Genomic DNA, 21,747 nt, shown 5'->3' on the forward strand with positions numbered 1-21,747 from the left:
CCCGCGAGGGCGAGACGCGTCCGCGAGGACGAGGCGTGTGGCGCGTGTCTCTGTCTGAGCCTGTTGCACCTCGCCCCTGACGGACCATGTACGGGTATGAGACCAAGGAACCGATCGTGAGCACCGGGGCGCCCGCGCCGGACTTCGGCGCCGTCTTCCGCGCCCACTACCCGGGCGTGCTCGCCTACCTCCGACGACGCGTGCCGCCGTCGGACGCCGAGGACCTCGCGGCTGAGGTCTTCGCCATCGCGTGGGACCGCTGGGACGCCGTGCCGCACGAGGTGCGCCCGTGGCTGTTCGGCGTCGCGCGCAATGTCGCAGCAGGCCACGCCCGCGCCACCGGGCGACGGCAGCGCCTGGAGTTGCGGGCGCAGCGCGAGCGCGACCTGCCCGACGACGGCGGTCACGGCTTGGCGACCGTGTCCCTCGACCTGCGCCTGGCGTGGTCACGTCTGAGCGACGCCGACCGTGAGGCCATCGCGCTGGTCGCCTGGGACGGGCTCACCGGCGCCGAGGCCGCCGCGGTGCTCGGCTGCACGCGCGCCGCGTTCTCGGTGCGTCTGTCACGCGCCCGACGGCGGCTGTCCCGCCTGCTCGACGACGTCGACCTCGACCCCGACGCGGAGCCCGCCTCGTGCCCGGCGCCGTCGCCCTTCCCGTCCACCGCACCCGTGTTCTCCCCCGGAGGGCTGTCATGAACGCCTCGCTCACCGACCCGCAACTGCGCGACCCGCTCCTGCGCCGTGTCGCCGACGCGGACCCGGCCCCGCGCCTCGACCTCACCGCGGCCGAGGCCGCGCGCGCGCAGGCCCTGCTGTCCCGGCTGGAGGCGACGCCGCGCGGCGTCGCCGCGGCCGCGGAGCCGAGGCGGCGGCGCCTGCCCCGGGCCAAGGCCCGCCTCGCCGCGGCCGGCGCCGCCGTGCTCGCCGTGGTCGCAGCGGCGGTGCTGGCGCCGAGCACCGCGTCGGCCGACGTCGTGCTGCTGCAGGCGGCCGACGCGGCGGCGTTGCAGCCGCAGGCGACCGGGGAGTACTGGTACTTGCGCTGGCAGGTTCAGGACCAGATTCCGGTGGGCGCCGCCGGCGCGGCCACGCCGATGACCTATCAGCGCGAGGACTGGCTCTCGCGCGAGCGCGGCGTCGCCCGGGACGAGGTCTCGGGCGCATTCCGGGCGGTTGAGGCTGGGACGACGACGATCAACCCGGACGACGTGCGCGTGTCCGACTACGGTCTCGACGAGGACGGTCACCCGGCCGTTCCCACCTTCGGCGGGCTGACGTGGGACGAGGTCGACGCGCTGCCGACGGAGCAGGTCGCGCTGCGCGCCGCGCTGCTCGACGCGACGCCCGACTCGGGTCATGGGCGTGACTACGACCTGTGGGACATCACCTCACAGCTCCTCCTGGGCAGCCCCGCCGAGCCGACGCTGCGCCGCGCCCTGTGGCAGGTGCTCGCAGGGATCCCCGAGGTGAGGTTGCTGGGCTCCGAGACTGACGCGGTCGGGCGCGAGGGCACCGCCGTCGAGGCGCGGTTCGCGGACTGGTACGTGATCGTGTTGGTGCTCGACCCGAGGACGGGCGCGCTGCTCGAACGGCGGTCCACGCTGCCCGACGGGACGTGGCCGCTCGTCTCGACCCTCGTCGAGCAGGGGCCGCGCGACTCCGCCCCTGAGCCGCAGCCCCCGCTGTGCGGTCCTGGCTCAGACCCATACATGAGCTGCTGAGCGGCCACCACTGATCAAGGTCAGCGCGGCAGTTTGTCGTCGACTCGTGCCCCCGAGCGCACGAGCCGACGACAAACTGCCGAGTGGAGGGGGAGCGGCCCGGCTCAGGAGCCCAGGCGGCCCACCGCCGTCGTCGCGGCGACGACGGCGGCCACCACGGCGTCGGCGTCGAACGGCGCGTCCACGGTCAGGCGCACCGACGTCTGGGCGACCTCGGGCGCGAGGCCCAGGGCGAGCAGCACGTGTGACGGCTCGTCGCGGCCCGCCGCGCACGCCGACCCGCTCGACGTTGTCACCCCGGCCCGCTCCAGCTCCAGCAGCACGGCCTCACCACTCGTGCCAGGGAAGCAGAAGCTCGCGTGGCCGGGCAGGCGGCGCGCGGTCCCCGGCTCCTGCGCAGTTCCGGGCGCCGCCGCCTTCGCCGTGCCGGGCGCCGCCGGCGCCGTGGGCCGCGGGTCCGGACCCGTGAGCAGCGCCCCCGGCACGCGCGCGAGCACGCCGTCGATGAGGGCGTCGCGTGACGCCGCGACCTCGCCCGCCCGGGCGCGCAGGGCCGGCAGCGCGCGCGCCGCGGCCGCGAGTCCGACGGCGAACGCCACGTTCTCGGTGCCCGACCGGCGCCCGCGCTCCTGGCCGCCGCCGTGCAGCACGGGCTCCAGGGGCAGTCCGGCGCGCACGAGCAGCGCGCCCACGCCCTTGGGCGCGCCGATCTTGTGCCCGGAGACCGACAGCGCGTCGACGCCCAGCCCGGCGAGCGAGACGTCGAGCCAGCCCGCCGACTGCACCGCGTCGGTGTGGAACGGTGCGCCGGCCTCGTGCGCGACGGCGGCCAGCGCGGCGACGTCCTGCACCGTGCCGACCTCGTTGTTCGCGTGGTGGATGGTCACGAGCGTGGTGTCCGGGCGCAGCGCCGCGCGCAGCGCCTCGGGGGTCACGACGCCGTCGGGCTGCGGGGTGAGCACGGTGACCGTGAAGCCGTGGAGGCGCGCGAGGGCGTCGACCGACTGGCCGACCGCCTCGTGCTCGATCGCCGAGGTGACCACGTGCCGGCCGCGCGGGGTCGCCAGCGCCAGCCCCTTGACCGCGAGGTTGTCGGCCTCGGTGCCGCCCGAGGTGAACACGACCTCGCCGGGCCGCGCTCCGAACGCGGCGGCGACGTCGGCGCGCGCGGACGCCAGCGCGCTCGCGGCGCGGTGGCCGAGGTCATGGGTCGAGGACGGGTTGCCGAACTCGCCCGTCAGGTACGGCCACATGGCCTCGAGCACCTCCCGGCGCACCGGGGTCGTCGCGGAGGCGTCGGCGTAGAGCACGGGTCAGACCGCGTCGGTCGCGATGTCGAGGCCCAGGTCCAGGCTGCGGACCCCGTGCGTGAGCGCGCCGACCGAGATGACGTCGACGCCCGTGCGCGCGACCTCGCCGACCGTGTCGAGTGTGATGCCGCCCGACGCCTCGACGATGGCCCGCCCCGCGACCTGTGCGACACCGGCCCGCAGGTCGGCGAGCGAGAAGTTGTCGAGCATGATCGTGGTGACCCCCGCCGCGACGACCTCCTCGACCTGGTCCAGGCGGTCGACCTCGACCTCGATGGTCGCGGTGTGGGGCAGCCGTGCGCGGGCGGCGCGGATCGCGTCGCCCACCGAGACGCCCTGCGCGGCGAGCACCGCGAGGTGGTTGTCCTTGGCCAGCACCGCGTCCGAGAGCGAGTAGCGGTGGTTGTGCCCCCCGCCGTCGCGCACCGCGGCGCGCTCCAGCACCCGCAGGCCCGGCGTCGTCTTGCGGGTGTCGACCACGCGCGCCCGCGTCCCGGTGACCGCCTCGACGTAGCGGGCGGTCGCCGTGGCGACGCCCGACAGACGCTGGACGAGGTTGAGCCCCACGCGCTCGGCGCGCAGCACCGCGCGGGCGTCCCCGTCGACGACGGCGAGCACGTCGCCCCCGGCGAACCGGTCGCCGTCGGCGGCGTGCGGGTCGACGACGGCGGCGGGGTCGAGCAGGGTGAACGTCCGCGCGAAGACGGTCAGGCCCGACGCGACGCCCGGCTCGCGGGCGACGAGCGCCGCGCGCGCCCGCGCGCCCTCGGGCAGGAACGCCTCGCTGGTGAGGTCGCCCCAGGGCGCGTCCTCGGCGAGGGCGCGCGTGAGGATGTCGTCGACGGCGGCGGCGGGGGTCAGGCTCATGCGAGGGCTCCGGTCGTGGGCGCGGCGACGGGGACGAGCGCGGCGGCCGGCAGTCGCCACGTCGTCGAGACGGCCTGGGCGGGGTCGGCGGCCGGGTGGTCGGAGCGGGCGTGCCCGCCGCGCGACTCGGTGCGCGCGAGCGCGGCGGCGACGACGGCGCGGCCCAGGTCGATGAGGTTGCGGTCCTCCAGCTCGCGCAGCGGATCGCCGCTGGCGGCGGGGCGGGCGTCGGCGAGCGCGTCGGCCGCGCGCCGCAGCCCGGCGGCGTCGCGCACGAGCCCGGCGTCGGCCCACAGCAGCGCCTGCAGCGCCTCGCGCGAGAGCGCGCCATTTGGCCGGGAGACCTTCCGGCCTCGCGAGGCGGCCACGGGGAGCGTGCGCGCCGCGGGCGGCGTCGGCCAGTCCTGCGTGTCGAGCGCCTCGGCCGCGCGCCAGCCGAAGACCAGCGCCTCCAACAGCGAGTTCGACGCGAGGCGGTTGGCGCCGTGCACGCCCGTGCACGCCGCCTCGCCCACCGCGAACAGGCCCGGCAGGGAGGTGCGGCCCGACAGGTCGGTGCGCACCCCGCCCATCCAGTAGTGCGCGGCCGGGGTCACGGGCACCTGCTCGGCGCCCCAGTCGAACCCGTGCGTCTGCAGGGTCGCCGTGATGCCCGGGAACCGCCGCGCCAGGCGCTGCCCGCCCAGCGCCGTCGCGTCGAGGTAGACGGGCGCGCCGCCCTGCGCGGCCATCGCCGCGGCGATCCCGCGGGCGACGACGTCGCGCGGCGCCAGCTCAGCGTCGGGGTGCACGTCGAGCATGAACCGCCGCCCAGCGCCGTCGCGCAGCACCGCGCCCTCGCCGCGCACCGCCTCCGAGATGAGCGGCGTGCCCGGCACGGCCAGCGCCGTGGGGTGGAACTGGTAGAACTCCAGGTCGGCGACGACGGCGCCCGCCCGCAGCGCGGCGGCCACGCCGTCGCCCGTGGTGACCTCGGGGTTGGTGGTGTGGCGGAAGAGCTGCCCGGCGCCGCCGGTGGCGAGCACGACGGCGTCGGCCCGCAGCGTCGCCGACGTCCCATCGGCGCGCACGACATCGACGCCGACGACGCGGCGGCCTGTCCCGCGCCCGTCCCCGCCGCGCGAGTCGGCCTCGACGACCAGGTCGCGCAGCATGGTGTGCTCGTGCACCTCGAGCGGCACGGTGCGCACCGCCCCGATGAGGGCGATCTCGATCGACAGGCCGGTCGAGTCGCCGTGCGAGTGCAGCACGCGCGCCGCCGAGTGGGCGGCCTCGCGGCCGCGCGCGAGCGCGCTGCCCGGGCCGTCGACACGGTCGAGGTCCAGGCCGAGCGCGAGCAGGTCGCGCACCCGCTCGGGGCCCTGCGCGCACAGCAGGCGCACCGCCTCGACGTCGCACAGGCCCGCGCCGGCGACGAGGGTGTCGGCGACGTGCGCCTCGACCGAGTCGTCCCCAGCATCGGCCTCGGGCATGACGGCGGCGACGCCCCCCTGGGCGTAGCGCGTGTTCGACTCGGGCAGGTCGGCCTTGGTGACCAGGGCGACCTCGTGCCCGAGCGTGGCCGCGCGGTAGGCGGCGAGCAGTCCGGCGGCGCCGGATCCGACGACGACGACGCGCATCAGCGGACCGCCCCCTTCGTCTCGGGGCCGGCGGTGGTCGGGGTGGGCTTGGGGCGGGCCGCGAGCATGCGCTCCAGGGCCACGCGGGCGTCGGCGGCGACGTCGTCGGGCACCGTGACCTGGTTGACGGTGCGGCCGGCCACGAGCTCCTCCAGGACCCAGGCGAGGTAGCCCGGGTGGATGCGGTACATGGTCGAGCAGGGGCACACGACGGGGTCGAGGCAGAAGATCGTGTGTTGCGGGAACTCGGCGGCGAGCCGGTTGACCATGTTGATCTCGGTGCCGATCGCGAAGGTCGTCGGCTCGGTCGCGCCCGCCACGGCCTTGCGGATGTAGTCGGTCGACCCGGCCTCGTCGGCGGCGTCGACCACCGGCATGGGGCACTCGGGGTGCACGATGACGCGCACGCCGGGGTGCGCGGCCCGTGCGCGGTCGATCTGGTCGACCGTGAAGCGCTTGTGCACCGAGCAGAACCCGTGCCAGAGGATGACGCGGGCGTCCAGCAGGTCGTCGCCCGTCGAGCCGCCGAGCGGCTTGCGCGGGTTCCACATCGGCATCCGCTCGATCGGCACGCCCATCTTCTTGGCGGTGTTGCGGCCCAGGTGCTGGTCGGGGAAGAACAGCACGCGCTGGGCGCGCTCGAACGCCCACTCCAGCACCGTCTCGGCGTTCGAGGACGTACACACGATGCCGCCGTGGCGCCCGCAGAAGGCCTTGAGGTCGGCGGCCGAGTTCATGTACGTCACGGGGATCACGGGCACGCGGCCGTCGGCGTCGGGCTCGGTCCCGTACAGCGCCTCGAGCTGGGCCCAGGCGTCCTCGACCGAATCGATGTCGGCCATGTCGGCCATCGAGCACCCCGCGGCGAGGTTGGGCAGGATCACCGCCTGGCCGGGCTTGGCGAGCACGTCGGCCGTCTCGGCCATGAAGTGCACGCCGCAGAAGACGATCGCCTCCGCGTCGGGCACGGTCTGTGCGGCGTTCGCGAGCTGGAACGAGTCTCCGAGGAAGTCGGCGTGCGCCACGATCTCGTCGCGCTGGTAGAAGTGGCCGAGCACGACGACGCGCGAGCCCAGCGCCTCGCGCGCGGCCGTGATGCGCGCGCGCAGCTCGTCGTCGGACGACTCGCGGTACTCGGCCGGCAGGGCGCCCTGGCGGGGGGCCGACGGCGGTGCGACGTCGCCGAGCGAGGCGCCCGGGCCGTAGCCGGGCACGGTGTCGAAGTCCCACGGACCCTGCGCGAGGTCGGGCGCGCAGGTGGCGGCCGGCTCGGACTGGACGAGGAGGTTGACCGAGTTCATTGCTCTTCTCCTGAGGGAGGGAACGGGTCGTCGGCGCCCAGCGGACCGTTGTCCGCGAGGGCGGCCGACGTGTCGAAGCGGTACAGGCGGGGCGGCCGGTGTCGGCCGCCGGTCAGGCGCTCGCCGGTGGGGACGACGGCGCCGGAGGCCTCCGCCTGGCGGCGGAAGTTCGCGGGGTCGAGCTCGCGGTCCAGCACGGCCTCGTGGACCTGGCGCAGCTCGCTGAGGGTGAAGGTCTCGCCCAGGAGGCCCTGCGCGATGGCGGTGTACTCGACCTTGGTGCGCAGGCGCCACAGGGAGTACTCGACGATGCGGTCGTGGTCGAACGCCAGGTGGGGGATGTCGTCGGCGACGAACCAGCGGACGTTGACCGAGTCGAACGCGGCGTCGGTGCGCTCGCCGATCTGCTCGGGCCGCACCAGCGCCCAGTAGACGACGCTGACCACGCGGCCGGTGGGGGAGCGGTCGGGGGCGCCGAAGGTGTAGAGCTGCTCCAGGTAGGAGGGGCGCACGCCCGTGGTCTCCACGAGCGTGCGGCCCGCCGACGCGGCGAGCGACTCGTCGGGGTCGACCCAGCCGCCGGGCAGCGCCCATCGTCCGGCGTAGGGCTCGCGCGTGCGCCGGACCAGCGGGATCGACAGCGCCGGGCGCTGGGTGGCGGGGTGTGGGCGTAGCGCGAAGATGACCGTGGACACGGCGAGGCCGATGGCGCGCATGCACCCCCCTGGGGATGGCTTTGGTGGTCTGACCTAAGTAAGTGTCAGGGTGACTAGAACAAATCTTACACTTCAGGTCGGAGCGACTACAACGCCGTCCGTCACGTGGACGCGCCGCGGGTTACCGTCGGGGCATGCCCGAACCCCGCTCCTTCGCACCCCGCCTGACCGCCGCCGACCTCGACGGCGCCGTGCCCGACCTGCTCGACGCCCCCGCGATCGGCTGGGGCGTGCTCGGCGCCGGGTCGATCGCCGCCTCGTTCAGCGACGGCGTGCGCGAGCGCACCCGCGCCCGCGTGAGCGCCGTCGGCTCGCGCTCGGCGGCCAAGGCTCAGGAGTTCGCCGCGGCGCACGCGCCAGGCGCCCGCGCGCACGGTTCGTACGAGGACCTGGTCGCCGACTCCGACGTCGACGTCGTCTACATCGCCACCCCGCACTCGCACCACCTGGAGCACGCGCTGCTCGCCGTGCGCGCGGGCAAGCACGTGCTGGTCGAGAAGCCGCTGACGCGCTCGGCCGCCGAGTCGCGCGTCCTGCTCGACGCCGCGCGCGAGGCAGGCGTGTTCCTCATGGAGGCGATGTGGACGCGGTTCCTGCCGCACGTCGCCGCGCTGCGCGGCGCCATCGCGCGCGGCGAGATCGGCGAGGTCGTCACGGTCGAGGCCGAGTTCGACGTGTTCTTCCGCTACGACCCCGCCCACCGGCTGTTCGCGCCCGAGCTCGCGGGCGGCGCGCTGCTCGACCTGGGCGTCTACCCGGTCGCGTTCGCGCACGACCTGCTCGGGGCGCCGTCGTCGGTCACCGCCCGTGGGACGCGCGCGGCGACCGGGGTCGACGACCACGTCGCGATCGTCCTGGAGTGGGACGGCGGGCGCCACGCCGTGCTGCACACGTCGTCGCGCGCCGCAGGCCCGCACGCCGCGACCATCATCGGCACGCGCGGACGCATCGAGGTGCCGCGCGAGTTCTTCACGCCCGCCGACATCGTGGTGACGCGCGAGGACGGCACGTCCTGGACGTTCACCTCCCCGCGCGGGGAGGGCAAGGCCTACGAGGCGGCCGAGGTCGCGCGGCTGGTGACGGCGGGCGCGACGGCGTCGCCGCGGCACTCCTGGCAGGACACGCTGGAGGTCATGGCGATCCTCGACGAGGCGCGCCGCCAGGTGGGCGTGGTCTACCCCGGCGAGTGACTCGCGCAGGTGTCAGCGGGTGAAGCGGCGGCCCGACATGGCCGTCGGCGTGATGCGCAGCCAGACGGGCTTGTGCGTGTCGAGGAACGTCAGCAGGCCGGTGGCCTCGGCGTCGGTGATGTCGTCGTCGTGCTCGAGGATCTCGGCCGCGCCCTTGAGCACGACGCTGTAGGCGAGGTCCGCGCCGACCTCGTCGACCTCGAAGGCGACGTGCCCGTTGACCGCGATCTCGGCGAGCTTCGAGCCCGGGGCGGTGCGCACGAAGATGCGGCGGTTGGTGGCCGCGAAGTTCACCGGGAAGATCTCGACATCGCCGCCGACGGCGGTGGCGAGCCGCCCGATCTGATGCTTGCCGAGGATCTCCCACGTCTCGTCCTCGGTGAGCTCTCTGATGTTCGGCTGATCCGACATACGTCCTCCCCGGCGATTTGGGCGTTGCGCCTCGATGGGCGCGACCTGGTGCGCTATCGCCTCCAGTGTGGACCGACCACAACGGCCGAGCGACCCCCGCGGCGCATACGAGAACGTGAGGTGGACCACTGCCCGCCTGGCCGCAGGCCGTGTCGTCGGCCCCGGCTAGGGTGTCCGGAGTGAGGACACCCGGGTACTTCGTGTCGTTCGAGGGCGGCGACGGCGGCGGCAAGACGACGCAGGCGCGCCTCCTGGGCGACTGGCTCGCAGAGCGCACCGGCCGCGAGGTCGTGGTCACCCGCGAGCCCGGCGGCACCGCGCTGGGCGCCGAGTTGCGCCAGGCGATCCTGCACGGCCAGGACATGGACCCGCGCACCGAGGCGCTGCTGTACGCCGCCGACCGCGCGCACCACGTCGCCTCGCTCGTGCGACCCGCGCTCGACCGTGGCGCCGTCGTGGTCACCGACCGGTACCTCGACTCCTCGGTCGCCTACCAGTCGGGTGGGCGCGAGCTGTCGGCCGACGAGGTGGAGCGGCTGTCACTGTGGGCCGTCGAGGGCCTGCTGCCCGACGTGACGGTGCTGCTCGACGTCGACCCCGCGACGTCGGCGGCTCGCATGACCGGCGACCCCGACCGGCTCGAACGCGCCGGCGACGACTTCCACCGCCGCACCCGCGAGGCGTACCTGCGCCGCGCCGCCGCGGACCCCGAGCGGTGGGTCGTCGTCGACGCCGCGGGCTCGGTCGAGCAGGTCCACGCCCAGGTGCGGGACGCGGTCGCCACCCGCCTGCGCCTTGCGGTGGTTGACCCCGCCCCGGTGGCTGACCCCGCCCCGGTGGTTGACCCCGCCCCGGTGGTTGAGCCTGTCGAAACCACCACCCCCGCCCCGAGCCTGGACGCCGCGCCATGAGCGTCTGGGACGACGTCGTCGGCCAGGACGCCGCCGTCGCTGTCCTACGCCAGGCCGTCGCCGACCCGCGCTCGATGACGCACGCCTGGCTGCTGACCGGGCCGCCCGGCTCGGGCCGCTCGGTCGCGGCCCGCGCCTTCGCCGCCGCGCTGCAGTGCTCCGGGACCGACGGCGAGGCCGGCGGGTGCGGGCGCTGCCGCCAGTGCACGACCACGCTCGCGGGCAGCCACCCGGACCTCACCGTCGCCGCGACCGACCAGGTCACCATCCGCATCGACGAGGTGCGCGACCTGATCGGCACGGCGTCGCGCACCCCGTCGATGGGCCGCTTCCGCGTCATCGTCGTCGAGGACGCCGACCGCATGCTGGAGCGCACCACCAACGTGCTGCTCAAGGCCATCGAGGAGCCGCCGCCGCACACCGTGTGGGTGCTGTGCGCGCCCAGCCCGCAGGACGTGCTGCCCACCATCCGATCGCGCACCCGGGCCGTCGCGCTGCGCGTGCCGCCGCCCGAGGCGGTCGCCGAGCTCGTCGTGCGGCGCGACGGCGTCGAGGCCGACCTGGCGCTCGCGGCGGCTCGCGCGGCGCAGTCGCACGTCGGCCTCGCTCGCCGCCTCGCGCGCGACCCCGAGGCCCGACGACGGCGCTCGGCCGTGCTGTCGGTCGCCCGCCGCATCCGCGGGGTCGGCGACGCCGTGCTCGCCGCGGGCGAGCTGGTCGAGGTCGCCAAGGCCGAGGCGACGTCGTCGACGCAGGAGCGCGACGCCGTCGAGCGCGCCGAACTGCTGCGCGCGCTCGGGGTGGGCGACGGCGACACGCTGCCGCCCCGGCTGCGCAGCCAGGTCAAGCAACTGGAGGACGACCAGAAGCGGCGGGCGACCCGCCGCCAGCGCGACGTGCTCGATCGCTCGATGGTCGACCTGCTCTCGCTGTACCGGGACGTGCTGGTGCTGCAGCTCGGCGCCGACGTCGACCTGGTCAACGGGCTCGACCCGGGCGACCTCGCCGTCGTGCGGGCGCTCGCAGCCGACTCGACGCCCGAGCAGACCGTGCGGCGCATGGACGCGATCGGCGTGGCGCGCGAGCGCCTGGAGGGAAACGTCGCGCCGCTGCTCGCGCTCGAGGCGATGGCGATCGCGCTGCGGCCACAGGGCTGAGCGCCGGCGGCGCCGAGGCGGTGATCATTCGATCCGCCCACGCCAGCGGTTCTCGGCGTTTGCCGGGGTGGCCCATCCGGGGCGGGTAGGTTGGCCGCGTGCGCCTGCCGTCTGTCACCGCAAAGACCGCCGTCTCGGGCCTCACGGTCCTCGCCCTCGCCGTTCTCGCCGGCTGCTCCCGCGCGTCCGACGAGGCCGTCTCGCCGTCCCCGTCTCCGACGGGCGCGGCCTCGACCGTGGCGCCCGACATGTCCGGGGCGCCCGAGGGGTTCGAGCAGTACTACGGCCAGGCCGTCGACTGGTCGGGCTGCGACAACGGGTTCGAGTGCGCCACGATCACGGCGCCGCTGTCGTGGCACGACGCCGACGGCGGAGCGATCGACCTCGCGCTCAAACGCCACCCGGCCACGGGCACGCGGCAGGGCGCGGTGCTCGTCAACCCCGGTGGGCCCGGCGGCTCGGGCGTCGACTACGTCACGTCCGCCTGGCAGGGGCTCGGTGAGCGCCTGCGCGCCGCCTACGACGTCGTCGGCTTCGACCCGCGCGGCGTCGGCCAGTCGACTCCCGTGCGGTGCTTCGACGACGCGCGCAAGGACCTGTCCCTCAGCAAGGACTTCGACGACGACGACGCCGGACTCGCGGCGATGGCCGCCGAGTTCACCGCGTGGGCCGACGCCTGCGGGCAGAACACCGGCGCGCTGCTCGGCAACGTCGACACCCAGTCGGCCGCACGCGACATGGACCTGATCCGGGCCGTCCTCGGCGAGCCGAAGCTCGACTACCTCGGCTTCTCCTACGGCACGCAGCTCGGCGCGACGTACGCGGGCCTGTTCCCGGACCGGGTCGGCGCCATGGTGCTCGACGGCGCCATCGACATCACGCTCGACGCCGACCAGACCTCCGCGCAGCAGGCCGTCGGGTTCGAGCAGGCGCTGCGCAACTACGTGGCCGACTGCCAGGGCGGCGCCGACTGCCCGCTGACCGGCGACGTCGACGCCGGGATGCGCCAGATCCGCGGCATCCTCGACCGCGCGCTCACCGACCCGTACCCGACCCAGACCAACCGCCGCGTCACCCAGACGCTCGCGTTCTACGGCGTGGCGGTCACGCTGTACGACCAGCAGTCGTGGCCAGCGCTGACCCAGGCGCTGAGCGAGGTGGTCAACCGGGGCACGGGGAACACGCTGCTCTACCTCGCCGACTTCTACAACGACCGCAACGACGACGGGACCTTCGAGAACAACTCGGCCGAAGCGTTCCGCGCGGTGGGCTGCCTCGACTCGCGCGGCGCCACCGACCTGGCGCAGATGCGCGCCGAAGCCGCCGCGATCGACGAGGCCGCGCCCACGGTCGGACGCTTCTTCGCCTACACCGGCCTGGTGTGCTCCGACTGGCCGTACCCGGTCGTGGCCCAGGAGTTCGACGTGCACGCGACGGGCGCGCCGCCCATCGTCGTCATCGGCACCACGCACGACCCGGCGACGCCGTACGCGTGGGCGCAGGCCCTCGCCCAGACGCTCGACTCGGGTGTGCTGGTGACCTACGAGGGCGAGGGGCACACGGCGTACGGGCGCTCGAACCAGTGCGTCGTCGACGCCGTCGACGCCTACTTCGTCGACGGGACGACGCCGCAGGACGGCCTGCGCTGCTGACGGGTTTGGGCTCGGGCACGCTCGTCGGGTACTGTAGGCGCGCTCGCCGATCCGCACGGAGATGGCGCAGCACGCCGCCCTAGCTCAGTCGGCAGAGCGATTCACTCGTAATGAATAGGTCGCGGGTTCGATTCCCGCGGGCGGCTCAGACGGAGAAACAACCCCTCACCTGCGCAGACAGGTGGGGGGGCTTCGTCGTTCCCGGGGCCGGGCTCAACCGCAACGACGGCGCAGCAGCAGCGCGCACCCGGTCGCGCTGGCCGCAAGGGCGAGCAGGGCGAGCCCGCGCTGTCCCGCCGCGGCGGCTTGGCCGGCCAGCGACGTCGCGAAGTCCTGGGCGCCCGATTGCCCGAACCGCATCGAGACATACGCGCGGTTGCCCCAGCGCAGGGCGTCGGCCACCGCCAACGCGGCGAACACGACCGCGAGCACGGTCAGGGCGGTGGCGGCGCGGCGGACCATGTGCCGCAGGCTAGTAGGGGCCGCGCCGCCGCGCCATGGAGCGGCCGCTGACGTCGCGGCGACCGCGCGACGGGCGTACCGTCACGGCGACCGGTGACGCGCCGGCCGCGCGCGGGGGTGACAGGGGTGGGCCTACTCGTGGCCGTCTCGCCCGGGTCGTCGGGAGGTCGGCGTGTGCGAGCATCCGACGTCGGGGTGTCCGCCGGTGTCGCGGCAGGGGTTGATGGCCCAGACGTCACCAGCCGGACCCCGCACCGTGCGCGCTACGCCGACTGGAGTCACGGTCGCGCGCCGACCGGTCCGCCCCGCCCCCACTTCCCCCGACGATGGTTCGTGTGACCGTCCGACTCCGACTCCGACTCCGCCGCCGCACCGCCGCGCTGACGCTAGCGGCCGCGATGACCGCGACCCTCTCCGCCTGCGTCCTGGACCCAGGCGCCGCCGCCGAGACCTCCGTGACAGAGACCGCCGACGCCGAGCGCGAGGCGATCTGCGACACCGGGACTGTCGTCGCGTGGGACGACATCGAGGCCGTGCGCGCGACCATCCCGGATGGCTGCGACGTCTGGTTGCTCGCCCCGGAGCCGGAGCCGGAGCCCGCGGGCGAGAGGCACCAGCGCCTGTTCGAGTGGTCCCTGGCGGGCAACGACCTGGACGACTTCCCGGAGATCGAGATGGTCTACCCCGACGGTGTGATCGTGGACACGACGCGGGACTTCTCCGCCGAGGTGGGCGAGAGCGTCTCCTTCCACTACATCGAAGCCGTGCGAGCGACCGGAGCCTCCGTGTACGTCTCGCCACGTGGTGATGGAGGCGGCCTTGTGGTCGACCCGGACGGGCCACTGCCCGACCAAGTCCGCGCTGACATCGAGGCGGTTCCCCAGCGGGCGGTCGGGACCGACGAGGTGAACGTGGCGTCCAGCCAACTGACCGCGCTGGTCGAGGCCATGCGCGACTGCGGAGTGCGTGCGTTCCGCGTCGCCTACTTCAACCTCCAACCGCACTTTGGAGCGGGGTCGTGGTCGGTGGGTCGTCTTGGGTGGGAGCCAGCGGAGCCTTCGAATGTGCCGCTGTTCGACACCACGTCGCCAACCCGTGAGGGCGCCCTGGCGCGCGCAGCGGCCGAGTTCGCTGAGATCGGCTGGGGCAGGTACGAGGTCATCGGGTAACCGCACCGGCCTCAGCGCCCGCGCACCTCGCGCGGTTTCGACGCGAGCGGCGCCGTCCATGACGTGCACCAGTTTCACGGCGTGGAACACCGCGCGCAGCATCGGCAGGTTCCGATCGCCGCGACGGGGATCACGCCGACATCCATCTCACCTGTGCTCGGCGGCGAGGTGTTCGCCGTTGCGGGCGGCGGTGTTCTTGGCCCATCGGCTGGTGGAGACCAGTGCGAGGGCAAGCGCGGCGAGGCCGGCCACGGGCAGGACGGCCCAGGCGGTGTGGCTGGATTCGATGAAGCCTGCTCCGGTGGTGGCGACGAGGGATCCGGTGACGGCGACGCCGATGGCGGAGCCGAACTGCCGGGCGCTGGCGGCGATGGCGCCGGCGACGCCGGTCTGGTCGGCGGGCAGGCCGGAGATGGCGGTGTGACTGACGGGCGGGCCGATGAGGCCCACACCGAACCCGAAGGCGGCGTAGGCGGCCAGCACGGAGACGATGGTGGTGTCCACAGTCAGGAAGACGAGCCCGAAGGATCCGAGGGTGATCAGGCCGCCACCGAGGGCGAGGGCGAGCCGGTCCTGATGAGTGGCGACGAGTCGGCCGGAGACGTTGGCGGCGATGGCTTGGGCGGCGGCGAGCGGGATGATCGTGAGTCCGGCCTGCATGGGCGTGAAGTGCCGGGCGTCTTGGAGGTAGAGGGTGCTGAGGAACAGCAGGCCGGCGAGGCTCGCGGTCATCAGGAGGGAGATGGCGTTCGCGCCGGAGAAGGGCGGGCTGCGGAAGAAGCGCAGCTCGATCAGCGGCTCGCGGCGGCGCGGCTCGACCAGAAGGATCGCGGCCAGCGCGAGGGCGGTGAGGACGACCAGGGCGATGATCCAGCCGTCGCCCCAGCCGCGGCGGGGTCCCTCGATCGTCGCGGCGATGACGGAGGCGAACAGCACGACGATGAGGACCTGTCCGGGCAGGTCGAAGCGGCGGGCGCGGGCGGCCTTGGACTCGGGGACGAAGACGCCGGTGAGGATCAGGGCGAGGGCGGCGATGGGGACGCTGATCCAGAACACGGAGCGCCAGCCGATGCCGTCGACAAGCAGGCCGCCCAGGACCGGGCCGACGGCGATGGTGATGCCGATGACGGACCCCCACACGCCGATGGCCTTGGCTCGTTCGGCGCGGTCGGTGAACACCCCCGCGATGATGGACATGGCGACCGGGTTGAGCATCGAGCCGCCGACGGCCTGGATGGCGACGAAGCCGATCAGCCATCCCACGCTGGGCGCGAGGCCGCACAGCAGGGAGCCGGCGGCGAACAGCACCAGGCCGGTCTGGAAGATGCGCTTGCGGCCGACGCGGTCGGCCATCGACCCGGAGAGCATCAGAAGGCAGGCCATGACCAGCGAGTAGGTGGAGGCGACCCATTGCAGGCTGGTGACCTCGGCGTGCAGCTCCCGCCCGATGGAGGGGAGGGCGACGTTGACGATGCTGAGGTTGATGCCCGTGACCCCAACGCTCAGGCAGCAGATCGCCAGCACCAGCCAGCGGCGGAGGGGCTGGCCGGTCGTGCCGATTGGAGGGGCGGGCGTGAGTGCGGTTGCGTGGCTCATGGCATTCCTCGGACCAGGTGGGTAGAGTCTCCGAAAGAAACGGAGTGGGTGTTCACATAATACGGACAGCCTGCCCACTTAGCAAAGGACGCGCTCATGCCTGACCATCCGGCCGCCAAGCGAGCCGATGCCGCCCGCAACCGGGAACGGATTCTCGACGCCGCCCGTGAGGCGTTCGCCGAGGCTGATGCAGAGGTCTCGATGGTCGAGGTGGCACGCCGCGCCGGGGTGGGGTCCGCCACGCTGTACCGCAACTTCGCGACCCGCCGCGAACTGCTGGAGGCGCTGCTGGCCGGGGAGGTCGACGAGGTCTGCGCGGCCGCCGAGACCGCAGAGGGTGACAGCCCCGCCGGCCGGCTGGAGGACTGGCTGCGACGGTTCTTCCGGTATGTGACCGAGAAGCGGCCGGTGGTCATCGCCCTGGTGGAGGACACCGATCGGACCAATCCGATCTTCGACACCCGCGGCCGGATGCTCACTGCCGGCCAGCCCCTGCTCTCGGGTGCGCAGGCCGCCGGCCAGATCGCCGCCGGGATCGAGCTCGGGCAGGTCCTCGACCTGGTGGTCGCTATCGCGAAGATCCCCGGCACGACCGAGTACCGTCAGCCGATCCTCGACGCGGCACTCGCCGGGCTGCGTCGGTCAGCCGGCTGACGGGTGGCGTGGGTCTCGGCGCGAGCCGGGCCCTCACGCTCGACTACCGGGCCGCCACCGAGAGCGAGGCCGAGGAGCGGTTCTTGGAGTTCGCCGAGGGCGCCTCAGCCAACCTCCGCTGGCCAGCGACAACAACCGCGGATACGCCCGTGATTTGGAGAGATTCGTCAGAGCCGACATCGCGGGGCGCTCACCCGTGTCGGAGTGGTTGAGAGCGGACAGGTCGGCAGACGGGCACGGATCGAGTGGCGGGGATCGGCGGCGAGAGGCCCGCGGGCTCGACCCGGGGCGGCGTGCGGGTGCGCGCCGCCAACCCGGGTCAGGCCACGACGACGGTGTGCCCGGCCGCGCGGAAGGCGTCGACGGCCTGCCGCTCCGGCTCGGTCACGGGCGACTCGACGATCAGACCGAGCGTCTGCGGAGTGGGCGCCCAGAAGCGGTGGCGCCGCGGGGCGGTGAGCTTCGAGCGGTCGAGCAGGACCCACACCTGGTCGGAGACCTCGATGGCGCGGCTCTTGAGCCCGGCCAGCTCGGCGTCCGGGCAGTTGATCCCGCGTGCGACGTCGAACATGTCGGCGCCGACGAACGCGATGTCCGGCGACAGGGAGTCCAGGAGCAGGTGGGTCCACGCGCCGACGAACCGCCCGCCTCGCTGGTGCAGGCGCCCGCCGATGACCAGGACGTCGGCCGCGCCGTCGGCGGCGTTCTCGAGGCTCGGCAGGCCGAAGGTCGCCAGGGTGAGCCCCGCGCGGGCCGCCAGCACCTGGGCGACCGCGGCGACGGACGTCCCGGCGTCGAGCAGGACGACGCTGCCCGGCGCCACCAGCTCTCCCGCGCGGACCGCGATCCGTCGTTTGGCCTCGGCGTTGGTGCGCTCCTTCTGCCGCCAGGAGGGGTCGCCGCCCTTCGCGACGGCGCCGCCGAGCACGCGCAGCACCTGCCCGTCCCTCTCGAGCCCGGCCAGGTCGCGGCGCACCGTCGACTCGCTGATGCCGAGCCGCTCGGCGAGCGCCGGGATCTCGACGGGGTCGGTCGGCGACAGGTGCGCCAGGAGCGTCCGGCGGCGTGCGCGGGTCGCCGCGCGGGGTGTGCGATCGGGCGCTGTCATCGTCGGTCCTCCCGTCCGTGTTGTGGCGGTCTTGCGGTCGCGCTCACCTTGCCATGAACTCGCTCCGCCTCCGCGGAGGTCCGCGAGCAAGCGTCGGATAGATGCGCAACATGCGCAAGTTCAAGCCTGGAGTTGACTAGAATCGGCAACTAATGCGAGGGTTCTTCCGCGTCACCGCCCCCGTTGTCGAAGGAGACAGACATGGCCGACGTCCTTGTGATCGGCGACGACCTGACTGGGTCGAACGCCACCGGAGCCCTCTACGCCAAGGTCGGCATGAGCGCCGTGACCGTGACCTCGCTCGCCGCCGCCGAGCAGATCCACGACGACGTCGACGTCCTCGTGTTCAACTCCGAGACACGGCACGAGGACGGCGACGTCGCCGCCGGGCGCGTGCGCGAGGTCGTCGAGCGCGCCGCAGACTGGGGCGCCCAGGTCGTCAAGCGCGTCGACACCACGTTGCGCGGCAACCTCGGCGCCGAGACCGCCGCGGCGCTCGCCGGACTCCGCGCGAGCACGTCGGGGCGCTGCGCGGCGCTGGTGGTGCCCGCCTTCCCCGCCTCCGAGCGTGTGACCGTCGGCGGCCACCAGCTCGTGGCAGGTGTGCCCGTGCACCGCTCGTGGGCCGCCAAAGACCCCTTCACGCCCGTCCCGCACTCGCGCGTGGCGAGCCGGCTCGCCCACGCGTGCGACCTCACGGTCGCGGAGGTGGGGCTCGACGACGTCAGCGGCGGCCTCGACCTCCGGCTCGCCGAGGCCGCCGGCGCCGCGGACGCCGTCGTCGTCGACGCGATGACCGACGACGACCTGGCCGCCATCGCGGAGGCGGCCGACCGCGTCAGCGCGAGCACCGGGCAGCGGTGGCTCGTCGTCGACAGCGGACCCTTCGGCGTCGCGCTCGCCTCGCGCCGCGGCGTGCGCCGCCCCCAGCCCCACGTCCCCGAGCCGCTCGTGCTCGTCGTCGCCGGCAGCCTCACCGAGCGGACCGGCGTGCAGCTCGGCCACATGGTGGGCGCGCTCGGCGCACGGCTCATCGCCATCTCGCCCGGCGACGACCCCGACGCCGTCGTCGACCGGCTCGTCGAGCTGCGCGCGCAGGGCGGCCGGGTGATCGGCGTGCGCACCTGCGGTCCCAAGACCACCCCGTCGTCGGGCGAGATGCGCAGCACGCTCGACCTGATCACCGAGGTCTCGCGCCGGGCCGTGGCGAGGCTGCGGCCCGCCGGGGTCTACGCCACGGGCGGCGACGTCGCGATGACCGTCCTGGAGTCGCTCGGCGGCCGCGGCTTCCGTATCACCCATGAGGTGCTGCCCCTGGCCGTGATGGGCGCGATCAGCGGGGGGCCCCACTCGGGCACCGGCTTCGCGACCAAGGGCGGGCTCGTGGGCGACGACGACTCGGCGACTCTCTGCGTCGCCGCCCTCCAGCAAGCAGCACGGCAAGCGTCGAGCGTCCCGCTCGTCGACGTCTTCGAGAAGGAGTGACGACCATGACCACCTCCACCCCCGTCCTCGGTATCACCGTCGGGGACCCCGCCGGCATCGGCCCCGAGATCTGCCTCGCCACCGTGACGCGGCCGGAGCTGCGCGCGGCCGCGCGCAGCGTGCTGTACGCCGACCCCTCGGTCCTGCGCCGCGCCGCCGACGTCCTCGGCCTCGACGTCGAGATCCGCGCCGTCGCGGATCCGGCGGACGCGTCGAGCGACCCGCGTGTCGTCGATGTCGTCGACATCGGCGTCGTCGCCGACGCCGCGGACGTCGAGCTCGGCAAGGTGCAGGAGCTCGCGGGCCGGGCGGCGGTCACCGCCATCGAGCGCGCCGTGGAGGACGCCGTCGCCGGACGCACCGCGGGCATCGTCACCGGGCCGATCAACAAGGAGGCGATCTGGGCCACCGGGTCGACGTTCCTGGGCCACACCGAGATGCTGCAGGACCTCACGGGCGCCGCCGCGACCGACACCATGTTCGTCGTCGACGACCTGTGCGTCTTCTTCGCGACGCGCCACATGTCGCTGCTGCGGGCGGTCCAGTCGATCAAGGCCGACCTCATCGAGGGCTCACTCCTGAGGGCGCTGGAGGCGCTACGGGTCTTCGGCTACGACGAGCCACGCCTCGCCGTCGCCGCGCTCAACCCCCACGGCGGAGAGAACGGGCACTTCGGGCGTGAGGAGATCGAGGAGATCACCCCCGCGATCGAGCGCGTCAACGCCGCCACCGACGCGCGCGTCGCCGGCCCCATCCCGGCGGACTCGGTCTTCCACCTCGGCACCAAGGGCGTCTTCGACGCGATCCTCTCGCTCTACCACGACCAGGGGCACATCGCGACGAAGACCTACGACTTCGACGGCACGGTCTCGGTCACCGTCGGGCTGCCCATCCTGCGCACCTCGGTCGACCACGGCACCGCGTTCGACATCGCCGGGACCGGCAAGGCCAACCCCGCGACCATGGTCTCCGCGTTCAAGGCGGCCGTGAGATTCAGCTCGGCCAACGCCCGCATCGCCCAGACCTACGCCGCGCGTCCCTGACGCCGTCGCTCACAGAGAGGCACGGTCACCACCATGTCGAACCCTGTCGCAGGCGCGTCCGCGGCGATCCCTCAGAAGCGCTGGGTCTATGTCATCCCGGTCGCCGCGATCATGTACATGCTCGCCTACCTCGACCGCAACAACGTCGCCGTCATCCTGCCGTTCATCGACCAGGACGGCGGGATGACCCTCTCGGTGGCCGACAAGGGCCTGGTCACCGGCATCTTCTTCGTCGGCTACATGGTCCTGCAGATCCCGGGGGCCGTGCTCGCGCAGAAGTGGAGCGCGAAGAAGACCGTCCTGATCCTCATGATCCTGTGGGGCCTGGCGGCGATCTCCTGCGGCCTGGTCAACACCCGGGGCCAGTTCCTCGTCGCGCGGTTCTTCCTCGGCGTGTTCGAGGGCGGCGTGTGGCCGGCGGTCCTGGTGCTGCTCGCAAGCTGGTTCCCGCTCAAGGAGCGGGCGCGGGCCAACGCCCTGTGGATGGCCTGCCTGCCGATCTCGTCGGTCATCATGGCCCCGCTGTCGGGCATCCTGCTCGACTTCTTCTCCTGGCGCGCCGTGCTCATGATCGAGGGCGTGCCCCCGCTCGTCTGGGCCGTGGTGTGGTGGTTCGCGATGTCCGACAACCCGGCGCAGGCGCGTTGGGTCTCGGCCGCCGAGCGCGCGCACGTCGAGTCCGCGCTGGCCGAGGACGAGGCCGCCAAGCCCTACGTCAACCCGAAGGGCGGCTACCGCCGTGCCCTGAGGAACTCGCGCGTCTGGCTGCTCATTCTCATCTACTTCTGCTGGATGAGCGGCTTCTACGGGTTCAGCCTGTGGCTGCCGACCGTGCTCAAGGAGCTCACCGGAGGGTCGCCGACGCTCGTCGGATGGCTGACGGCGATCCCGTTCGGGCTGGCGCTGGGGTCGATGATCATGGTCTCCCGCTGGAGCGACACACGCCAGGACCGGCGCCTCGCGGTCGCGGTCCCGCTCCTGGTCGGCGCCGGGGCGCTCGTCGCCGGGCAGTTCGTCCACACTCCCGCCGCCAACATCGTGCTGCTGTGCGTGGCCGCGATGGCGATCTACGCCCCATACGGTCCGTTCTGGGCGATCCCGGCCGAGTTCCTGCGGATCGAGGTGCTGGCGTTCTCGATGGGTCTGATCAACGCGCTGGGCAACCTCGGCGGTTTCCTCGGCCCGTACGCCGTCGGGTACCTCAAGGAGGCCACGGGGTCGGACCTCATCGGCTACCTCTTCCTCGCGGGTCTGCTGGCCCTCGCCGCGCTCGTGACCCTGCGGGCGCTGCGCACGGGCGCCACGGCGCCGAGCGAGCCCGTCGCGACGGACTCCGTCACGTCCTGAGCGTCGCCTCGCTCGCAGCGGCGGGT

20 protein-coding genes and 1 tRNA gene are annotated in these 21,747 nt (G+C 73.7%); 12 read left to right on the forward strand and 9 right to left on the reverse strand.

Annotated features, from left to right (window positions below; all coding sequences use genetic code 11):
- Window positions 1–116: 116 nt before the first annotated feature.
- Both EV386_RS16405 and EV386_RS16410 read left to right on the forward strand, forming a co-directional pair.
- Window positions 117–698 (forward strand): RNA polymerase sigma factor, encoded by a 582-nt coding sequence (locus EV386_RS16405; protein ID WP_165399978.1) that lies wholly within the window; start codon window positions 117–119, stop codon window positions 696–698.
- Window positions 695–1,723 (forward strand): CU044_5270 family protein, encoded by a 1,029-nt coding sequence (locus EV386_RS16410; protein ID WP_130416363.1) that lies wholly within the window; start codon window positions 695–697, stop codon window positions 1,721–1,723. Before EV386_RS16405 ends, EV386_RS16410 begins: the two co-directional genes overlap by 4 nt.
- 104 nt (window positions 1,724–1,827) lie before the next feature.
- Here EV386_RS16410 and EV386_RS16415 read toward each other — a convergent pair whose 3' ends face one another.
- The 5 genes from EV386_RS16415 to EV386_RS16435 are packed head-to-tail and all read right to left on the reverse strand — an operon-like array spanning window position 1,828 to window position 7,536.
- Complete coding sequence (locus tag EV386_RS16415) at window positions 1,828–3,033, reverse strand: cysteine desulfurase family protein (protein ID WP_130416364.1); 1,206 nt, start codon at window positions 3,031–3,033, stop codon at window positions 1,828–1,830.
- 3 nt (window positions 3,034–3,036) lie between these two features.
- Window positions 3,037–3,900: a carboxylating nicotinate-nucleotide diphosphorylase gene (nadC, locus tag EV386_RS16420; RefSeq protein ID WP_165399979.1), complete on the reverse strand. Its 864-nt coding sequence runs from the start codon at window positions 3,898–3,900 to the stop codon at window positions 3,037–3,039.
- Window positions 3,897–5,519: an L-aspartate oxidase gene (nadB, locus tag EV386_RS16425; RefSeq protein WP_242608019.1), complete on the reverse strand. Its 1,623-nt coding sequence runs from the start codon at window positions 5,517–5,519 to the stop codon at window positions 3,897–3,899. The genes nadC and nadB overlap by 4 nt, the downstream gene beginning before the upstream one ends.
- The gene (gene nadA, locus EV386_RS16430; protein WP_130416365.1) at window positions 5,519–6,820 is read right to left on the reverse strand and encodes a quinolinate synthase NadA; all 1,302 of its coding nucleotides are present in this window, start codon (window positions 6,818–6,820) and stop codon (window positions 5,519–5,521) included. The genes nadB and nadA overlap by 1 nt, the downstream gene beginning before the upstream one ends.
- The gene (locus EV386_RS16435; RefSeq protein ID WP_130416366.1) at window positions 6,817–7,536 is read right to left on the reverse strand and encodes an NUDIX hydrolase; all 720 of its coding nucleotides are present in this window, start codon (window positions 7,534–7,536) and stop codon (window positions 6,817–6,819) included. Before EV386_RS16435 ends, nadA begins: the two co-directional genes overlap by 4 nt.
- Window positions 7,537–7,670: 134 nt before the next feature.
- Here EV386_RS16435 and EV386_RS16440 point away from each other — a divergent pair, with 134 nt between their 5' ends.
- Window positions 7,671–8,726: a Gfo/Idh/MocA family protein gene (locus tag EV386_RS16440; RefSeq protein ID WP_130416367.1), complete on the forward strand. Its 1,056-nt coding sequence runs from the start codon at window positions 7,671–7,673 to the stop codon at window positions 8,724–8,726.
- Between the two features lie 12 nt (window positions 8,727–8,738).
- Here EV386_RS16440 and EV386_RS16445 read toward each other — a convergent pair whose 3' ends face one another.
- Window positions 8,739–9,137, reverse strand: coding sequence for a pyridoxamine 5'-phosphate oxidase family protein (locus EV386_RS16445; RefSeq protein WP_130416368.1), 399 nt, complete (start codon window positions 9,135–9,137; stop codon window positions 8,739–8,741).
- A gap of 179 nt (window positions 9,138–9,316) precedes the next feature.
- On the opposite strand from EV386_RS16445, the gene tmk reads away from it, so the two are divergent.
- From tmk to EV386_RS16465, 4 genes are all read left to right on the forward strand, one after another.
- Complete coding sequence (gene tmk, locus EV386_RS16450) at window positions 9,317–10,048, forward strand: dTMP kinase (protein ID WP_130416369.1); 732 nt, start codon at window positions 9,317–9,319, stop codon at window positions 10,046–10,048.
- Entirely contained in the window at window positions 10,045–11,205 is a 1,161-nt protein-coding gene (locus EV386_RS16455) for a DNA polymerase III subunit delta' (RefSeq protein WP_130416370.1), read from the forward strand. The genes tmk and EV386_RS16455 overlap by 4 nt, the downstream gene beginning before the upstream one ends.
- A gap of 98 nt (window positions 11,206–11,303) precedes the next feature.
- On the forward strand, window positions 11,304–12,857 hold the full coding sequence (locus tag EV386_RS16460; RefSeq protein ID WP_130416371.1) for an alpha/beta hydrolase: 1,554 nt from the start codon (window positions 11,304–11,306) through the stop codon (window positions 12,855–12,857).
- Between the two features lie 73 nt (window positions 12,858–12,930).
- Window positions 12,931–13,003, forward strand: a tRNA-Thr gene (locus EV386_RS16465).
- Window positions 13,004–13,070: 67 nt separating this feature from the next.
- Here the strand turns inward: EV386_RS16465 and EV386_RS16470 are convergent.
- The gene (locus EV386_RS16470; RefSeq protein WP_130416372.1) at window positions 13,071–13,319 is read right to left on the reverse strand and encodes a hypothetical protein; all 249 of its coding nucleotides are present in this window, start codon (window positions 13,317–13,319) and stop codon (window positions 13,071–13,073) included.
- Between the two features lie 398 nt (window positions 13,320–13,717).
- On the opposite strand from EV386_RS16470, the gene EV386_RS16475 reads away from it, so the two are divergent.
- Window positions 13,718–14,488, forward strand: a complete 771-nt coding sequence (locus tag EV386_RS16475) for a hypothetical protein (protein ID WP_130416373.1) — start codon at window positions 13,718–13,720, stop codon at window positions 14,486–14,488.
- Between the two features lie 147 nt (window positions 14,489–14,635).
- Here the strand turns inward: EV386_RS16475 and EV386_RS16480 are convergent, their stop codons facing one another.
- Window positions 14,636–16,084: an MFS transporter gene (locus EV386_RS16480; protein WP_130416374.1), complete on the reverse strand. Its 1,449-nt coding sequence runs from the start codon at window positions 16,082–16,084 to the stop codon at window positions 14,636–14,638.
- A gap of 96 nt (window positions 16,085–16,180) precedes the next feature.
- On the opposite strand from EV386_RS16480, the gene EV386_RS16485 reads away from it, so the two are divergent.
- A complete protein-coding gene (locus EV386_RS16485; RefSeq protein ID WP_130416375.1) occupies window positions 16,181–16,738 on the forward strand; it encodes a TetR/AcrR family transcriptional regulator in 558 nt (185 codons plus the stop codon).
- A gap of 319 nt (window positions 16,739–17,057) precedes the next feature.
- Here EV386_RS16485 and EV386_RS16490 read toward each other — a convergent pair whose 3' ends face one another.
- Window positions 17,058–17,846 (reverse strand): DeoR/GlpR family DNA-binding transcription regulator, encoded by a 789-nt coding sequence (locus EV386_RS16490; protein WP_130416376.1) that lies wholly within the window; start codon window positions 17,844–17,846, stop codon window positions 17,058–17,060.
- Between the two features lie 201 nt (window positions 17,847–18,047).
- Between EV386_RS16490 and EV386_RS16495 the strand changes: the two genes are divergently transcribed.
- From EV386_RS16495 to EV386_RS16505, 3 genes are read left to right on the forward strand one after another with little or no spacing between them, the layout of a single operon-like run.
- A complete protein-coding gene (locus tag EV386_RS16495) occupies window positions 18,048–19,331 on the forward strand; it encodes a four-carbon acid sugar kinase family protein (RefSeq protein WP_130416377.1) in 1,284 nt (427 codons plus the stop codon).
- A gap of 5 nt (window positions 19,332–19,336) precedes the next feature.
- The gene (gene pdxA, locus EV386_RS16500) at window positions 19,337–20,374 is read left to right on the forward strand and encodes a 4-hydroxythreonine-4-phosphate dehydrogenase PdxA (RefSeq protein WP_130416378.1); all 1,038 of its coding nucleotides are present in this window, start codon (window positions 19,337–19,339) and stop codon (window positions 20,372–20,374) included.
- 33 nt (window positions 20,375–20,407) lie between these two features.
- Window positions 20,408–21,721, forward strand: coding sequence for an MFS transporter (locus EV386_RS16505; protein ID WP_130416379.1), 1,314 nt, complete (start codon window positions 20,408–20,410; stop codon window positions 21,719–21,721).
- The last annotated feature ends 26 nt before the right edge of the window (window positions 21,722–21,747 follow it).

This window comes from Xylanimonas ulmi (assembly GCF_004216535.1).
GTDB lineage: Bacteria > Actinomycetota > Actinomycetes > Actinomycetales > Cellulomonadaceae > Xylanimonas > Xylanimonas ulmi.

What these genes read in the sequence shown, in the direction of transcription:
- EV386_RS16410 (WP_130416363.1), top strand. Translation starts at nt 695, where the DNA reads ATGAACGCCTCGCTCACCGACCCGCAACTGCGCGACCCGCTCCTGCGC.
- nadC (WP_165399979.1), bottom strand. Translation starts at nt 3,900, where the DNA reads ATGAGCCTGACCCCCGCCGCCGCCGTCGACGACATCCTCACGCGCGCC.
- nadB (WP_242608019.1), bottom strand. Translation starts at nt 5,519, where the DNA reads ATGCGCGTCGTCGTCGTCGGATCCGGCGCCGCCGGACTGCTCGCCGCC.
- nadA (WP_130416365.1), bottom strand. Translation starts at nt 6,820, where the DNA reads ATGAACTCGGTCAACCTCCTCGTCCAGTCCGAGCCGGCCGCCACCTGC.
- EV386_RS16435 (WP_130416366.1), bottom strand. Translation starts at nt 7,536, where the DNA reads ATGCGCGCCATCGGCCTCGCCGTGTCCACGGTCATCTTCGCGCTACGC.
- EV386_RS16440 (WP_130416367.1), top strand. Translation starts at nt 7,671, where the DNA reads ATGCCCGAACCCCGCTCCTTCGCACCCCGCCTGACCGCCGCCGACCTC.
- EV386_RS16445 (WP_130416368.1), bottom strand. Translation starts at nt 9,137, where the DNA reads ATGTCGGATCAGCCGAACATCAGAGAGCTCACCGAGGACGAGACGTGG.
- EV386_RS16455 (WP_130416370.1), top strand. Translation starts at nt 10,045, where the DNA reads ATGAGCGTCTGGGACGACGTCGTCGGCCAGGACGCCGCCGTCGCTGTC.
- EV386_RS16470 (WP_130416372.1), bottom strand. Translation starts at nt 13,319, where the DNA reads ATGGTCCGCCGCGCCGCCACCGCCCTGACCGTGCTCGCGGTCGTGTTC.
- EV386_RS16475 (WP_130416373.1), top strand. Translation starts at nt 13,718, where the DNA reads ATGACCGCGACCCTCTCCGCCTGCGTCCTGGACCCAGGCGCCGCCGCC.
- EV386_RS16480 (WP_130416374.1), bottom strand. Translation starts at nt 16,084, where the DNA reads ATGAGCCACGCAACCGCACTCACGCCCGCCCCTCCAATCGGCACGACC.
- EV386_RS16485 (WP_130416375.1), top strand. Translation starts at nt 16,181, where the DNA reads ATGCCTGACCATCCGGCCGCCAAGCGAGCCGATGCCGCCCGCAACCGG.
- EV386_RS16490 (WP_130416376.1), bottom strand. Translation starts at nt 17,846, where the DNA reads ATGACAGCGCCCGATCGCACACCCCGCGCGGCGACCCGCGCACGCCGC.
- EV386_RS16495 (WP_130416377.1), top strand. Translation starts at nt 18,048, where the DNA reads ATGGCCGACGTCCTTGTGATCGGCGACGACCTGACTGGGTCGAACGCC.
- pdxA (WP_130416378.1), top strand. Translation starts at nt 19,337, where the DNA reads ATGACCACCTCCACCCCCGTCCTCGGTATCACCGTCGGGGACCCCGCC.
- EV386_RS16505 (WP_130416379.1), top strand. Translation starts at nt 20,408, where the DNA reads ATGTCGAACCCTGTCGCAGGCGCGTCCGCGGCGATCCCTCAGAAGCGC.